The organism is Paenibacillus andongensis, assembly GCF_025369935.1.
In the GTDB taxonomy this organism is placed as follows: domain Bacteria; phylum Bacillota; class Bacilli; order Paenibacillales; family NBRC-103111; genus Paenibacillus_E; species Paenibacillus_E andongensis.
In genome coordinates, this window is sequence record NZ_CP104467.1 from 1,277,987 (window position 1) to 1,293,089 (window position 15,103).

A 15,103-nucleotide genomic window follows, 5' to 3' on the forward strand; every position below is an offset into this window, starting at 1 on the left:
AGGCTAATGACAACGAAACGAAAAAAGACAGTCATCCTATTAGCCTTCGTGTTTCCCGCTCTATTATTCTACGCTGTATTCGTACTCGCCCCCGCATTCGGGGGCGCATGGTACAGCCTTACGAATTGGAACGGACTGAATCGCACGTATCGGATGGTGGGATTGGCGAATTACATCGAGGCTTTGACGGCGGACCCGTTCTTCCTAAAGTCGGTAGGCTTCACCCTTAAATATGTCGTGTTCATGGTTGTGCTTCAGAATGTGATCGCTCTGCTTCTGGCGGTTCTTGTGGAATCCAGACGGCTCAGCAAGGTATGGTTCCGAACGATTTTATTCATGCCTAATATGATCAGCTTGATCATAGGCGGATTTATGTGGTTATTTATTTTCACCAAAGTACTTCCGTATATAGCCGAACATACGGTATTCACCTTTTTGGACAAATCTTGGATCGGTGATCCGGCGTATTCGTTCTTCGCCATCGTCATCGTGTCCCTGTGGGGCGGTGTCGGTTACCTGATGGTGATCTATATCGCCTCCTTACAGGGAGTACCCCAACATCTGAAAGAAGCGGCTGCGATGGATGGTGCGAATGCTTTTAAAACGTTTCGTTATGTGACGCTTCCGATGATTTATCCGGCTTTGACGATTGGTATCTTTCTTACTCTTAACGGCTCATTTAAAGCATTCGATGCCGTCTACTCGTTAACCGGCGGTGGTCCGGGCAGATCCACGCAGGTCATCGCGCTGAACATTTTCGAAGAAGCTTTTAAATCAAGTAATCGATATGGATATGCAAATGCCAAGGCGATGATCTTGTTTCTAGTCGTGTTTTTGATCACCTTGATTCAGCTATGGTTGATGAAAAGAAGAGAGGTGGAATCATGAAGCGAATCGGTTCCTTTATGATTCTGCTCATCCTCATTGCTGCTGCCATCTTTACGTTGTTTCCGATCTACATGGGACTGCTGAACTCCTTTAAGACGGAAGGTGCGATGATGAATAACATTTTGTCGCTGCCTACCCATTTGGAAGTAGGAAATTATATAGGCGCATTCCATAAGACTAATTTTGTTAGAAGCTTAGGAAATACGATATATATCGCGTCGGTTGGCTTGTTAGGCATAATTATTTGCGCTTCGATGGCAGGCTTTAAACTATCTAGGACACCGGGGAAGTTAAGCGCATTTATTTTTCTGCTGTTCGTCATGTCCACGTTGATTCCATTTCACTCTATTATGATAACGCTGACTAAAATATCTAAAGCGCTATCTGTGCAAGGCTCTACGACGGGTCTAGGATTGATATATATAGGCACGGGTGTCGCATTTGCGATCTTTTTGTACCATGGTTTTGTGAAATCGATCCCCCGCGATCTGGATGAAGCGGCTGTCATCGATGGATGTGGTGAGTTCCGATTATTTTTTATCGTCATTTTTCCGTTATTACTGCCGATTACGGCTACGATTGCGATTTTAAACCTGTTATGGATATGGAACGACTTTCTTCTGCCGTTACTGATGTTAACCAACTATAAGACGTATACCTTGCTATTATCCACCAACATGCTGTTCGGTCAATACGGGAATAATGACTGGTCGGCCATCTTGTCTTCATTGGTTTTGGCCATGCTGCCGGTCGTTCTCTTCTATTTATTACTGCAAAAATACATTATGAAGGGTATTGCAGACGGTGCGATAAAAGGATAGGAGTGAAAATGATTGAGCTCAATTCGTGAGAATGAAGTTGTTGGCTTTCTTAGAGCTGACGGGAATAGGCTAGTCAACGGAGAAGGTCGCGAGGTGCTGCTGAGAGGCGTAGGCTTTGGAAGTTGGCTGCTCCCAGAGGGTTATATGTGGATGTTTCCGGAGCAAGGGGATCGTCCGCGGCGTATTGAAAAGATGATTCAAGAGCTGATCGGCGAACGGCAGGCTGAAAGATTTTGGGACATTTACTATGACATTCATACGACGGAAGCAGATATTCAGCAGATTGCTGCTGAAGGCTTCAATTCGGTTAGGGTGCCAATAAACGCAAGATTTTTGATTGAAGATGGCGAGCCCCTTCGGGTGAAGGAACATAGACTACAGCTTATCGATCGGCTAATCGGATGGTGTCGTAAACACAGTCTTTATGTAATTCTAGATCTGCACGGGGCACCTGGGGGCCAGACGGGTACGAATATCGACGACTCTGAACGCGACTTGCCGGAGCTGTTTACAGAAGAACATAATAAACGTCTTACGGTTCAGTTATGGCGTTTTCTCGCAGAGCATTACAAGGATGAATGGATTGTTGCTGGCTATGATCTGCTCAATGAGCCGCTGCCCAACTGGTTCTCTGCTTATAACGATGAGGTCATGCCACTTTATCGGGACATCGTCAAGGCCATCCGAGAAGTGGATGATCGCCACATAATTATTCTAGAAGGTGCCCATTGGGCAACGGATTGGTCAATTTTCACGGAGAAAATCGACGATAATCTGATGCTGCAGTTTCATAAATATTGGAACAATCCAGATACGGAGAGCATTAGAGTCTATTTAGATAAGTGTGAAGAGTGGAACGTGCCCATTTATATGGGTGAAGGCGGCGAAAATAATAAAGCATGGTACGCGGGTGCTTTCCGCCTTTTTGAAGATCATAATATCTCATGGAATTTCTGGACTTGGAAAAAGATGGGTAAGAATAATTCGCCATGCAGCGTTAAGGTGCCTCGCGATTGGCAGATGCTGGTCGAGTATTTAGAAGGCGGTGCGAAGCCAGATGAGATAACCGCACAACGGATCTTAGAGGAGTATCTGACTAATTTAGCTTTTGAGGAATGTGTGTATTATCGCGATGTTGTTGACGCCTTGTTATGCAGACCTCCTGTTCGCATACCTGCTATTTTCTACGGGTATCGGGGAGAAGGGGTCAGTTATGGCATCCAGCAGCCGTCGAACCAGAATGTTGGCTTTCGCATCCACGACCGTACGGACATTCGATTTGTCGCAAGTGCCAGGGAGACAGCAAACTTCGAACATGGCAAAGGAGAGGTCTGGCAAGAGGATGAGCGCCTAGAAGTACACTTGGCTGAAAGCGATTGGCTAGCCTACGAAATTTATGTGCCAAGAGTGAGTGATTACTCGGTTTACGAGATCAACGTTCACCTTAACGAGCTTGATGAAAACGGAAGTCTGGCAATCTCAATAGATGACCAAAACAAAAATTGTAGAGAACCGTTTACGCTTGAGTCAGGGACACATCGTATTGTAGTTCAAGCTAAAGGTGCTCCCGTTCGGCTCGAATGGTTAGAAATCATTCCGACCAGCATGATGACTTAGTACAAGTAATTTAAATGAGTTTCCACTAATAAGCAGGCGTTCACTCTTTTGGGTGAATGCTTATTTTTTTGGAATGGTTATTTGGAAAAGTGGAGCAGTCGTAGATTGAACAAGGGTTAGTTAGTTGGTAAGTGGCTATTTTCACCAGTGGTTAGTTTTCTGATTCGTGGGAGAAGGGGAAACAAGTAGGCAAGTTGTACAATGTACAACAATTCCTTGATTTTTTCCGGATATGCTGCAGATGTTGTATGTTGTACAACAATTTATCCCTTTTTTATGTGATTGAACGGATATTGACCGGAATTGTTGTATTTTTTGCAACAATGACGCGAAAAATGCTAATTAACATGCGAAATGTTGTACAAACTACAACAATACGGATAAACAAGCGGATGTTTAAAACATATAGGTCTTAAGCGTAACTTGCCTTTCGTCAACTTTTATAGACCTTCGTATTCAAGGACGGCGTAAGCCGTTTTTCTTGTGTTAAAATAATGGCACATTAGGCTGAACAGACGATCAACAAAACTTAGTTTTAGTTATGACCATTTTAACGAAGCTGCGCAGCTTATTCCTTTAAAGTAGACACCTTAACGGACATAAGAGTATTCTTATGTGTAGCAAAAGGAGGCCCAAATGTATGAAGTCTCATACCTCTGACCGTATTAAAATCCCGCCGGGATTTTGGGCTGGATTACGTCAATTAGGGATTGCCGCCCACGAGGTAGCTCGCAAAGCACGACTGCCTCTCACCATTATTACTGAACCAGTAGTTACCACTGCTCAATATTTCGCGATTTGGCAGGCTTATTCCGATCTCATGGGTGACACTGCCGAAGCAATCATCAAACTTGCGACCGTCTTTGAAACAGCGAAGTACCCACCTACCGTCTTAGCGACTTACCACGCTCGTGACTACCGCGACGCTCTAAACCGAATGGCTCGGTACAAACAACTGTGTCCTCCCGAAAGCTTACGTATCACCGAGGAGGGCGAGCACTGTACAATCGAACTGGAATGGCTGAATACCGAGCAACCCGGTCCGCCGACGCTGGTTGGTATCACGCTGGCTTATCTTCTGGAGCTTGGGCGCCGGGGCACAGGTCAACCTTTGACGGCGCGGTTCGTTGAATTCTCGCACGCAATGGGCGATGTACAGGCCCTTGAGGCTTACTTCGGCTGCCGTGTCCGGATTGGTGCAAAATGTAACCGGTTGACGTTACATAGAAAGGATCTGGATAGCCCCTTTATCTCGTACAACGAAGAGTTGCTGGAGATTCTGACTCCCGTTCTGGACCGAACGCTCAATGAGCATCAACACAGCCGCTCAATACCCGAGATGGTCAAGTGGATCATGAAACGCAGCCTAACAGGAGGACGCCCCGACATTCAGGCTGTCGCGAGCGAGCTCAGTATGAGCGATCGTACCTTGCAGCGCCGGCTTACTGATGAAGGCACGAGCTTCAAGCATCTGTTGACACAAGCTCGACATGAGCAGGCACGAGAGTACTTGGCAGACCCCTCGCTCGATATTAAAGAAGTGGCTTTCTTGATTGGATATGAAGACCAGAACTCGTTCTACCGCGCCTTCCGCCTTTGGGAAGGTGATACTCCTTCAAATTGGCGTACTGAACATTTAGGTACAAACTCGATATCAGTAGGACCGCTAGGAATGCCGACTATTCACTGAGTCATCTTATTTGGCGTGTTAAACAAGAACTTTGGCGCAATATGCTAGTTACTGAACAATCCAGACAAGGTAATATAATCTCTATCCGGAGCACAAGACTAATCAGTAAGGGAGAAATGTATGATGGATATGGGATTAAACAATAAAACAGCTTTAATTACTGGATCAACGAAAGGGATAGGTAAAGCAATCGCCATTGAACTTGCCAAAGAAGGTGTTCATGTACTAATTAATGGACGAAATGATGAAGAGGTAGAACGAACTGTCAATGAGTTGAAGTCAGATTTTCCGGCTACCTCTCCTCAAAATGCTACAGCCGATATTGTGGATACTCAGCAAAGAGAAGCTTTATTTGAAAAATACCCCAATATCGATATTTTAGTTAACAATATGGGTATTTATGAAATTATGCAATATGAGGACGTTGACGATGAAGTATGGGAAAAATACTTTCGTACGAATGTTCTTGCTGCAAATGGATTATCTAAATTTTACTTACCTAAAATGTTGAAGAATGATTATGGCCGCATTATCTTTATTGGGAGTGAAGAAGCAATTATGCCTTCTGGGCTAATGCCTCAGTATTGTATGACCAAATCAATGCTATTATCATTGTCAAAAAGCTTATCTAAATTAACAAAAGGAACCGAAGTTACAGTCAATACGATCATGCCAGGACCAACACTCTCTGAGAATGTGCATCAAATCATTGAGGGTATGTACCCTAATGAAGATATGACTTTTTCGGAAAAAGAGAAAGAATTTATGACTACAAACCTACCTCAATCTGAAATACAGCGATTTATCAAGCCTATTGAAATAGGTAGATTAACAACATTTGTATGTAGTCCTTATGCATCCGCATTTAAAGGTTCTCCAATCCGTATGGATGGGGGTATGGTACCGACTATTTTTTAACATTTTGCTAACCTTTAATTTTGTTAACATAAAAAAACCTTCCGAAAGGAAGGTTTAAATTAATGCTTCAATGATATGATTACTTAGAAATTTCACTGTATTTTTTGAAATTGTCTAGAAACGCCTGCCAGCCTGCTTTTTGCATCTCAATGGAATTGGTGGTTTCTGCTTCAAAAACTTCAATTACTTTCGTATCGTTTTCTTGACTAATAAAAGTGATCGAAACTTTTCTTCCATCTCCCAAAGTGTAAGAAATAAATTCATTGATTCTCACTTCATCATAAACGCCACCAAAATCAAATCCAAAACTTCCATCCTTCGCTTCCATTCTAGTAAAAAATTTTCCGCCAGCCCTTAAATCATTTTCGGCATTTGGTGCATGCCAGTCATCAGAAGCAAAAGACCATTTCGTGATATGCTGTGGTTCTGTCCAATACTCCCACACTTTTCCAACTGGTGCATGAACTGTGGTTTCTACCGTGATTGTTTGATTACCTGTTTCCATTATAATTACCGCCTCACTATATGTAATTTAGATCATCTATGGTTAATTATACCATTAATCTAACGGCAGACAAGCACGATGAAGCAGTATTAGAAATGGTAACTTGGAAAAATTTAACTTTATTTTTATTTGACCGGCGCTAAGACTCACTCAGTAACATCAACCCAGAAATAGTAGGATCCACCCTGTAGACTGTTCCCAAAACATCTTATAATAGAAGGTATAGTACGGGGAGCAATGGGAGGTTATTAGAATGAATAGTTATACATTCCAGAAAAACGTGGCTGTATACGATAAAACGGACATTTTGATTGTCGGAGGCGGTCCAGCGGGTGTGGCAGCAGCTATCGCGGCGGCAAGGTGCGGAAAAAAAGTCACGCTGCTCGAACAATCCGGACAATTAGGCGGGATGGGCACCTTGGGCAACGTCAGCGTATTTATGGGTGTCGGCAATGTGACGGGCATTTATCGTGAGATCGTTTCCGAAGTGCTGCCGCAGCAGGCGGTTCCGGACGATCATAAAGGTTCAATCTGGCCGCAGTACAATCCGTTCCGTCTGCGGCATTATTTGAACGAGAAGCTGGAAAAGGAAGGCGTACAAGTGTTGTTCCACGTCAGCTTCGCAGGAACTGTCATCGATCAGGGACGTGTAAAGGCGGTCATCGCGAATTCGCGCGAAGGGCTGCTGGCGTTTGAAGCGGATGTGTTCATCGACTGCACGGGAGATGGGCGTGTTGCCATCGAAGCGGGGGCGGAATATACCTCTGGACGCGACGTCGACGGGATGACCCAACCAATGACGCTTATGTTCATGATGCAAAATACCGGTCAGCCCGCCGTACGGCAACTGCCGGAGGGCTGTTATCGTTACGAGAATGTATCCGAATTGCCGCAAGGAAGACTGCTCCATTGGGAGCAAAACGAACCAGGCAATCTGCTCGTTAATATGACCCGAGTGAAGGGAAACGGGGCCAAAGTCAAGGACGTCAGCTATGCGGAAAAAGAAGCGCTGCGACAGGCTTTCTCCGTTGCCGACTTTTTGCAGCGCAACGGATTCGAGAACTATGTGCTTTCGCATGTGCCTGGTCAGGTCGGGGTCAGGGAGACGAATCAGATCGTCGGCCATTATACGCTGACCGAGGATGATATTCTCTCCAGCCGGAGATTTGACGATGTGGTGGCGCAAACCAACTACGAGATTGATATTCACAATCCGGACGGCAAGGCGGGCACCGACGAGCGAGAAGTGAAAGGATACGACATTCCGTACCGCTGCCTTATTCCGCAGGGGGTACAAGGCTTGCTCGTAGCGGGGCGCTCCATATCGGCCACGCATGTGGCCATGTCGTCGATGCGGGTTCAGGCGACGTGCTATGCGCTCGGCCAGGCAGCCGGTGTCGCAGCCTCGATCGCGGCGGATCAAGGAATTCCGCTGGAGCATGTCAGTGTGGATGAGCTGCATGAAGCATTAAGACTTCAGAATGTGATGTTTTTGAAGAACGCTCACAAGTGAATCAATCATTGAATCGTCCGTAAAAGCACAAACGGGTTCGCGCGTCGGAGCAGCAGCGAGACACACGTTTGTGCATTTTGTTGTCATATCGTTCTTACATGTTCAGATAAGGAGACAGGAATTATGTATAAACTGGTTATTGTCGATGATGAACCTGCTGTCCGAGGAGGGCTCAGCAAATTCGTCGAGTGGAGCAATTATGGGATTGTTCTCGCTGGCACAGCGGACGACGGCGATACGGGGCTGGAACTGATTGAACGGGTGAAGCCCGACATCGTGCTGACGGATGTGATGATGCCTGTCATGGACGGCATCCAAATGTCGAGGGAGATTCGAGAGCGGTTCCCCGAGACAAAGATCGTTTTCATCAGCGGCCACAATGAAGCCAACCTTTTGCGTTCGGCATTACAGATTCATGCTGCCGATTATATTTTCAAACCGGTCAAGCGGACTGAGCTCCAAAAGGTCATTGAAGGAGTCGTTCGGGACTTGCTGACGGAAGAGAAGGAGCAGCAACGGCTCAAAGACATGCAGGTAAAATTGACACAGAGTATGCCACTGCTTAGAGAGAAATTTCTAATGGCGCTGATCCAGGACGGGGACGCAAAGCCGGATGTGCTGCGGGAAAGAGCGGCATTTCTCAATCTGGAACTGCCGCTTGAAACGCCATATCTCGTACTCGTGATAACCATTGACGATTCAAAAGAGGTGCTCGGCAGCCGTTCGGAGAGGGACAAGCAGCTGATGTCTTACTCACTCTTGAACGTCGTTCAAGAACTAATTGATCAGTACCTGCATGGGTATGCATTCGAGAACAGATCCGCAGAATACGTTGGGCTGTTGGTACTTGACGATCAGTTGATTGACCCGGAGTCTACGCTGCTTTCGCTGGCAGAGGCGATCCGCGATAATCTGCGGCGCTGGCTGAATATTAGTGTCACGATTGGGGTAGGCGAGCGCGCCGAAAATATCCGGATGCTTCCAGCGTCTTTTCGGCATGCCCGCGACGCGGCGGACCAAAAGTGGTACATGGGCAAGAATCAAGTGATCACAATGGACAGTCTGGAAATTGGAGCAGTCAGTCCGATTCGGTTCGGTACCAGCCAGAGTGAGCGACTGGTATCCGTGCTGAAATCGGGAGAGAAGCAACAATTGGAGTTGGAAATGGAAAGCATTCTCGAGCCGCTGGCGCAAATTCGTAAGGACGGCTTCAAGTACGGCCGGCAGGTAGGACTGCAAATGATCGCTCTCGCCGGAAGGTTGCTGCTTGACCTTAATCTGCTTACCCGTGAGAAGGATGAGGAGGAAGCTTGGGCGCTGGATCGGCTCCTGAAGCTGGAAACGATGGCGGATTTGAAAACCTTTGTAAGCGATTACCTGTATAGCATTTGCTGCTGGATTCAGGAGAAGCGTAGCGGTCGATCGAGTAATGTGATCGAACAGATTCAGAGGTTTATTTCCGAGAATTATGCCAAGAACCTGTCAATCGCAGAGATTGCAGCTAGCGTTTACCTCAGCCAAACCTATGTCAGCTTATTATTCAAGCAGGAGACTGGCGAGACGATATACGAATATTTGATGAAGGTCCGTATCGCGAAAGCGAAGGAATTGCTTGTGGATCCCCGCATCAAGTTCTACGAAGTTTGCGAGCTTGTCGGCTACACGGATCCAAGCTATTTCAGCAAGCTGTTCAAGAAGATAACCGGACTTACACCAAGCGCTTATCGGGACCAGCAATAGGAGAAGAAGGGTTGCCATGCAAAAGGAGTTGATCCAGTGAGAGGGGTCTTGCAAAAAAGAAGGATCCGCGCCTCCAATTTGTGGGAAGGCGTTGTGGCGGCCAGGAGGTGGATGCTCGCCTACGGACTGATGATTTTCCTGCCGGTATGCATCATGCTGTTCGTCTATTATGAACAATCCTCCCGGATTTTGCAGGAGGAAGTGACCCAGACCATGCAGCAAACGCTGAAACAGGCAGGTATTAATTTAAGCTCGAAGCTCAACTATGTGCAGAATTCATCCAATTCTATCTTCATGAACCATAAGCTGTATGAGAATTTGGATCCCGCTTCTCCGATCATCGAGCGCATCACACAGTCGAAGGAACTGCGCAATTTGCTTGAATCGGTTCAAACGGCGCCGGATATTGTCAGGGCGCGTGTTTTTACCGATTCGGGAAATCTATACGGCTTCGATTTATTGAATCTTTTTCCGCTAGATAGCTTGAAGGATCGCCCTTGGCACAAAGAAGTCATAAACGCGGGCGGCAGCATCGTGTGGACGGGCATCTACGAAGAAAACTATCTGGACTCAGGACCAGCACGGATTCTTTCCTGTGCCCGCTTGTTGCGACACCCGCGAAATTTTGATCAAAGTCTTGGTGTGCTGATGCTTGACGTTCCCGAGAAGATGGTCGCTGACATCATTTCCGAGCTTAATTTTCCAGCTCAAAGCCGTGTCTATATCGTGGATCGCAGTGGGACTATCATTTACAGCGCGGATCAATCGTTGATCGGCACAAAGACTGCCCTCGCGAGTGAGTCCGATGAAGGAATCCTCGAACGGTCTGAAAACGGTGTGGACGTGTTTGAGGTGCGTGCACCCATCAAGGCTGTGGATTGGCGTCTCGTGCTGGAGGTGCCTAAGACTGGCCTGACGCATCGCACAACCACGTTAAGTCAGTGGTCCGGCATTGCGACGGTCGCCGGTATGACGATCATGTTTTTAATTTTGGTATTCATGTTATTGGCGTTCGTTATTAACGGGATGAACCGCCGGATCAAATCGGTCGTCAAGACGATCCGCACGGAAGGCGTCGAAGGGCTGGAGGAGCCGGGAGGCGACTTCCGTTTGCTTGAGCGAGTTGTCGATCATTTGGTGCATCGGGTGAAGGATTTGATGGAGGAAGCTTACCGTTCGAAAATGCTGGAGCGGGAGGCTGAACTTCGCGCGTTGCAAGCACAGATCAATCCGCACTTTCTCTACAATACGCTGGATACGATCAATTGGCTGGCGATCTCTCGCGAAGCCGACGATATCAGCCATCTGATCGAGAGCCTGTCCGACTATTTCCGTCTAAGCCTGAACAAAGGGAAGGACTATGTCTGCGTAGCGGATGAACTGGAGCTCGCGCGAGTCTATTTGGAGATTCAGCAGAACCGGTTCCCTTCCACCTTCGAGTTCGTGATTGAAGAGAGTCCGGAGGCGAACCGGTGCATCATTCCAAAGCTGACGCTGCAACCCATCGTCGAGAATGCGCTGCTGCACGGCATCCGCAAGGACAAGAGTAAAACAGGGACCATCTGCATTCGCGCAGAGCAGTTTGGTGACGAGCTTGAGATTACCGTCAAAGATGATGGGATCGGTATGGAGGAGCAACTGGCCTCCAGCCTTTTGTCCACATCGCGCCCTTTGCAGCATGCCGAAGGAAGTGGCAGCTCGTATGGTCTTTACAATGTGAACGAGCTAATCAAGCTGCTGGCCGGTTACGAATATGGACTAACGGTCCGATCCCGTCCAGGCGATGGCACTGTCGTGATCGTTCGACTCAAGGCGATGCAAGAGAAACAAACTAAGTAGGATACGACTAGAAAGTGTCGGATTGCCCTCTACATGAAGCACCATCCGGCAGGTACAATGAAGCCATAAGTGCAGGAGGTGCAACCACAATATGAGCGAGCTCATCACACAATTGAATGGAAAGGCAGGGGAGGCCAAGGTTTCGCGCAAACGTGAAAGCAGATGGCGGCTGGTATGGCGGAACTTCGATACCTACGTGCTTCTGTTGCCTGGGCTGCTTTTACTGCTGCTATTCAAATACACGCCGATGTACGGAGTCTTGATAGCGTTTCAGGATTACAACATTTTCGACGGGATCGTAGGAAGCAAGTGGGTTGGACTTGAACAGTTCCGCAAGCTCATGCAATCGGCGGAATTCATGCAAGTGTTCACGAATACGTTGCTCATCAGTGTATACAAGATCGTGCTTCTGTTCCCTATACCGATTCTTATCGCCCTGCTGCTGAACGAGATTCGGTTCACAGGGTTCAAACGGACCATCCAGACGATTATCTACATGCCTCACTTCTTGTCCTGGGTCATCATCTCCGGCTTGTTCATGACGATCTTGTCTCCTTCCGACGGACTTGTCAACTCCGTCATTCAATGGCTCGGCGGCGAATCGATCCGATTTTTTATGGACAACCATGTGTTCCGAAGCGTCGTCGTATTCACTGCAGGCTGGAAGGAGATCGGCTGGAACGCGATCATCTTCATCGCCGCTCTCGCCAGTGTCGAGCAGGAACAATACGAGGCGGCTTCGATCGACGGAGCTAACCGGCTGCGGCAGATGTGGCATATCTCGCTTCCCGGCATTGTGCCGACGATCATCCTGATGCTCATTCTCCGCCTTGGCATGGTGCTAGACGCGGGCTCAGAGCAGATACTAACGATGTATAACCCTACGGTCTACGCATCCGGCGACGTCATCGGCACCTTCGTCTACAGGATGGGTCTCGGCAAGATGGATTACAGCTTCAGCACCGCGGTCGGCCTTTTCAATTCGGTCGTCGGCTTCATTCTCATCGTCTCCGGCAACTGGCTCAGCAGAAAAATGCTGAACCGTGGGATCTGGTAAGGAGGTTAGGCATGCATATCCGTAAAAGAACGTTCAGCGACTGGGTATTAGACACCTTCGTATACGGCTTCATGATCGTGTTAGGACTGATTACCTTACTACCCATGATCCACGTGTTCTCCAAATCCGTCAGCTCGGATTGGGCGCTTGTATCGGGACGAGTGAACCTGCTGCCGGTCGGCTTCCAGCTCGATACGCTGGTAAACGTCGCCACCTCCCACGCATTCGGCCGAGCTTTCGTCATTTCGGTCATCGTGACAGTAGCTGGGACACTGCTAAGCATTTTGGTGACAGCAATCACCGCCTATCCGCTGTCTAAGCGGCATCTGCCCGGCATCTCGGCAATCATGATATTGTTCGTCTTCACCATGCTGTTTAGCGGAGGACTCATTCCGAATTACCTGTTGATCCGTGAGCTGCACCTGTTAAACAATCTATGGTCTCTCATCTTGCCAGCCATGATCAGTGTGTTCAATATGCTGGTAATCAAAAGCTATTACGAAGGGCTTCCCGAAGCGCTTGAAGAATCGGCGCGGATCGACGGAGCGAAAACATATACGATTCTGTTCCGCATCATTCTTCCGCTCAGCATGCCTGTTCTGGCTGCGATCGCCTTGTTCTATGCGGTTGGCTTCTGGAACGATTACTTCAGTCCGATGCTTTACATTAGCGATCCTTTGTTGAAAACTCTTCAACTGCATTTGCGCGATATCGTGATGGAGAACGATACGGCGAACGCGCTTAACAAGTCGGCCGACGATCTGATGAATATGTCACCGGAAAGTATCCGGGCCGCTACGGTAGTGGCATCTACCGTACCCATTCTTCTCGTATACCCGTTCCTTCAGAAGTATTTTATTAAGGGTGTATTGATCGGTTCCGTCAAAGGTTAATGCTGCATTAACGCCGGCGGAATCCATGCCGCTGCTTAATGATAAATTGCACTTCATACACAGGAGGGTTTAAAAGATGAAGAAAACGATGAAATGGGCCGCGCTCCCTATAGCGGTCAGCTTGATGCTTCTGTCTGCTTGCGGCTCAAACAGTGCAGGGGAGAAAAGCTCCAGCTCCCCGGCACCGTCCTCCCAGCCAGCGAATGCCGGCCCCAAGCCTGAATTGAAAGCGCTCATGCGTTTAGGCCCGAACTTCGCGAAAGACCCAATTGCCATGATGCTGGAAGAGAAGACGGGCTACAAAGTTAATTACGAAGCGCTTCCTGTAGATAAGCCGGAGGACAAACTCAATCTCTTGATCGCTTCCTCCGAGCCTTACGATATCGTCTCGACAGGCGGGGACAGCAGCTCCAAAGCCATCTATGCCGATTATGCCAAAAAAGGCGCGCTGGTCGATCTGACTCCGCTGATTGACAAGTATGGAAAAAATATTAAAGCGTCGTTGTCCAAAGAGACGCTGGAAAATGCCAAAGTCGACGGTAAAATCTATGCGATTCCGACCCGCTCCCTCGAATCCGTCGGCACGAGCCTGATGATTCGCAAGGATTGGTTGGATAAGCTCGGTTTGCAAGTACCGTCAACGCTTGACGAACTGATGGTTGTCCTCAAGGCATTTAAGGAGAAAGATCCTGGCGGCAACGGAGCTAAGAACGTGCCTTTGTCCATTAAGGGTGACGCACCGATGGTCGACAATCTCATCGGCGCCTTCGGCATGGTCAACGATTGGAACGATGTGAACGGTAAGCTGATCCCACGAGCTATGAACCCATCGTTTAAAGAATATTTGACTTATATGTCCGATCTTTACAAGCAAGGGCTGCTGGATCAAGAGTTTGCGATTAATAAGGACGCAACTGTGAAAGAGAAGTTTACGAACGGCAAGGCGGGTGTCATCGTGTTGCATTGGGCCGACATTCCAACGATCGACGATGCACTCAAGAAGAACATCCCAGGAGCCACTTATGTGTACATTCCTGCGCTGATAGGCAAGAACGGTCAGGCAGGTTTGGCGCAGTCCTCCGGATTCGATCGACTGACTTTCGTTCCTAAAGCATCCAAACATCCGGAAGATGCGATCAAATGGATGGATGCCAAGCTCGAACCGGATACGTTCAAAAATATGGCGATTGGCGTCGAAGGTACGCATCATACGGTTAAAGACGGAAATTATTTCCCGATTTTGCCGATTTTCAATGACGAGAGAGGTTCGGCAAGCAACTATTTGACCGGCATCGACGAAACGAAATACCCGATTTACTGGCAGGCTCGCGTTCGCAAAGATGATCGGCTCTACAAGGGTTGGGAATTTCTAAACAAGCTGCAAAAACCGGAAGTGTTCAAGAAGAATCCGCTTGGATTAGCGCCTTACTTCCCGAATTACTCGAAGGAGAATGCGCAGCTTAACCAAATGGTCAACGATTATGCGATTAAAATCATCGTCGGCGGCGAACAGCTTACAGGGTTCGATGCATTTACAGATAAATTCAAAAAAGCCGGCGGCCAAACGAGCTACGACGAAATCAACGCTTGGTACGCGACCACTCGTAAATGACACATGGCGG

12 protein-coding genes are annotated in these 15,103 nt (G+C 47.8%); 11 read left to right on the forward strand and 1 reads right to left on the reverse strand.

Annotation, left to right across the window (positions count from 1 at the left end; genetic code table 11):
• The first annotated feature begins 6 nt into the window (after window positions 1–6).
• From NYR53_RS05880 to NYR53_RS05900, 5 genes are all read left to right on the forward strand, one after another.
• Window positions 7–888 carry a carbohydrate ABC transporter permease gene (locus NYR53_RS05880; protein ID WP_261304334.1) on the forward strand — a complete coding sequence of 294 codons (882 nt, stop codon included), beginning with the start codon at window positions 7–9 and terminating at the stop codon, window positions 886–888.
• Complete coding sequence (locus NYR53_RS05885) at window positions 885–1,709, forward strand: carbohydrate ABC transporter permease (protein WP_261304335.1); 825 nt, start codon at window positions 885–887, stop codon at window positions 1,707–1,709. Before NYR53_RS05880 ends, NYR53_RS05885 begins: the two co-directional genes overlap by 4 nt.
• Before the next feature lie 12 nt (window positions 1,710–1,721).
• The gene (locus NYR53_RS05890) at window positions 1,722–3,326 is read left to right on the forward strand and encodes a cellulase family glycosylhydrolase (protein WP_261304336.1); all 1,605 of its coding nucleotides are present in this window, start codon (window positions 1,722–1,724) and stop codon (window positions 3,324–3,326) included.
• 640 nt (window positions 3,327–3,966) lie between these two features.
• Window positions 3,967–5,016, forward strand: a complete 1,050-nt coding sequence (locus NYR53_RS05895) for an AraC family transcriptional regulator (RefSeq protein ID WP_261304337.1) — start codon at window positions 3,967–3,969, stop codon at window positions 5,014–5,016.
• A gap of 123 nt (window positions 5,017–5,139) precedes the next feature.
• Window positions 5,140–5,934 (forward strand): SDR family NAD(P)-dependent oxidoreductase, encoded by a 795-nt coding sequence (locus NYR53_RS05900; RefSeq protein ID WP_261306288.1) that lies wholly within the window; start codon window positions 5,140–5,142, stop codon window positions 5,932–5,934.
• Window positions 5,935–6,013: 79 nt separating this feature from the next.
• On the opposite strand, the gene NYR53_RS05905 is transcribed toward NYR53_RS05900, so the two are convergent.
• Window positions 6,014–6,439, reverse strand: a complete 426-nt coding sequence (locus NYR53_RS05905; RefSeq protein ID WP_261304338.1) for an SRPBCC family protein — start codon at window positions 6,437–6,439, stop codon at window positions 6,014–6,016.
• Window positions 6,440–6,692: 253 nt separating this feature from the next.
• Between NYR53_RS05905 and NYR53_RS05910 the strand changes: the two genes are divergently transcribed.
• From NYR53_RS05910 to NYR53_RS05935, 6 genes are all read left to right on the forward strand, one after another.
• Window positions 6,693–7,952: an FAD-dependent oxidoreductase gene (locus NYR53_RS05910; protein ID WP_261304339.1), complete on the forward strand. Its 1,260-nt coding sequence runs from the start codon at window positions 6,693–6,695 to the stop codon at window positions 7,950–7,952.
• A 123-nt stretch (window positions 7,953–8,075) separates the two neighbouring features.
• Entirely contained in the window at window positions 8,076–9,692 is a 1,617-nt protein-coding gene (locus tag NYR53_RS05915) for a response regulator (RefSeq protein WP_261304340.1), read from the forward strand.
• 48 nt (window positions 9,693–9,740) lie between these two features.
• Window positions 9,741–11,531, forward strand: coding sequence for a sensor histidine kinase (locus NYR53_RS05920; RefSeq protein ID WP_261304341.1), 1,791 nt, complete (start codon window positions 9,741–9,743; stop codon window positions 11,529–11,531).
• A 112-nt stretch (window positions 11,532–11,643) separates the two neighbouring features.
• Window positions 11,644–12,588: an ABC transporter permease gene (locus NYR53_RS05925; RefSeq protein WP_437180164.1), complete on the forward strand. Its 945-nt coding sequence runs from the start codon at window positions 11,644–11,646 to the stop codon at window positions 12,586–12,588.
• 11 nt (window positions 12,589–12,599) lie between these two features.
• Window positions 12,600–13,481: a carbohydrate ABC transporter permease gene (locus tag NYR53_RS05930; protein ID WP_261304343.1), complete on the forward strand. Its 882-nt coding sequence runs from the start codon at window positions 12,600–12,602 to the stop codon at window positions 13,479–13,481.
• Window positions 13,482–13,557: 76 nt separating this feature from the next.
• Window positions 13,558–15,093 carry an extracellular solute-binding protein gene (locus NYR53_RS05935; protein WP_261304344.1) on the forward strand — a complete coding sequence of 512 codons (1,536 nt, stop codon included), beginning with the start codon at window positions 13,558–13,560 and terminating at the stop codon, window positions 15,091–15,093.
• Window positions 15,094–15,103 lie beyond the last annotated feature (10 nt).

What these genes read in the sequence shown, in the direction of transcription:
- NYR53_RS05880 (WP_261304334.1), top strand. Translation starts at nt 7, where the DNA reads ATGACAACGAAACGAAAAAAGACAGTCATCCTATTAGCCTTCGTGTTT.
- NYR53_RS05885 (WP_261304335.1), top strand. Translation starts at nt 885, where the DNA reads ATGAAGCGAATCGGTTCCTTTATGATTCTGCTCATCCTCATTGCTGCT.
- NYR53_RS05895 (WP_261304337.1), top strand. Translation starts at nt 3,967, where the DNA reads ATGAAGTCTCATACCTCTGACCGTATTAAAATCCCGCCGGGATTTTGG.
- NYR53_RS05900 (WP_261306288.1), top strand. Translation starts at nt 5,140, where the DNA reads ATGGATATGGGATTAAACAATAAAACAGCTTTAATTACTGGATCAACG.
- NYR53_RS05905 (WP_261304338.1), bottom strand. Translation starts at nt 6,439, where the DNA reads ATGGAAACAGGTAATCAAACAATCACGGTAGAAACCACAGTTCATGCA.
- NYR53_RS05910 (WP_261304339.1), top strand. Translation starts at nt 6,693, where the DNA reads ATGAATAGTTATACATTCCAGAAAAACGTGGCTGTATACGATAAAACG.
- NYR53_RS05915 (WP_261304340.1), top strand. Translation starts at nt 8,076, where the DNA reads ATGTATAAACTGGTTATTGTCGATGATGAACCTGCTGTCCGAGGAGGG.
- NYR53_RS05930 (WP_261304343.1), top strand. Translation starts at nt 12,600, where the DNA reads ATGCATATCCGTAAAAGAACGTTCAGCGACTGGGTATTAGACACCTTC.
- NYR53_RS05935 (WP_261304344.1), top strand. Translation starts at nt 13,558, where the DNA reads ATGAAGAAAACGATGAAATGGGCCGCGCTCCCTATAGCGGTCAGCTTG.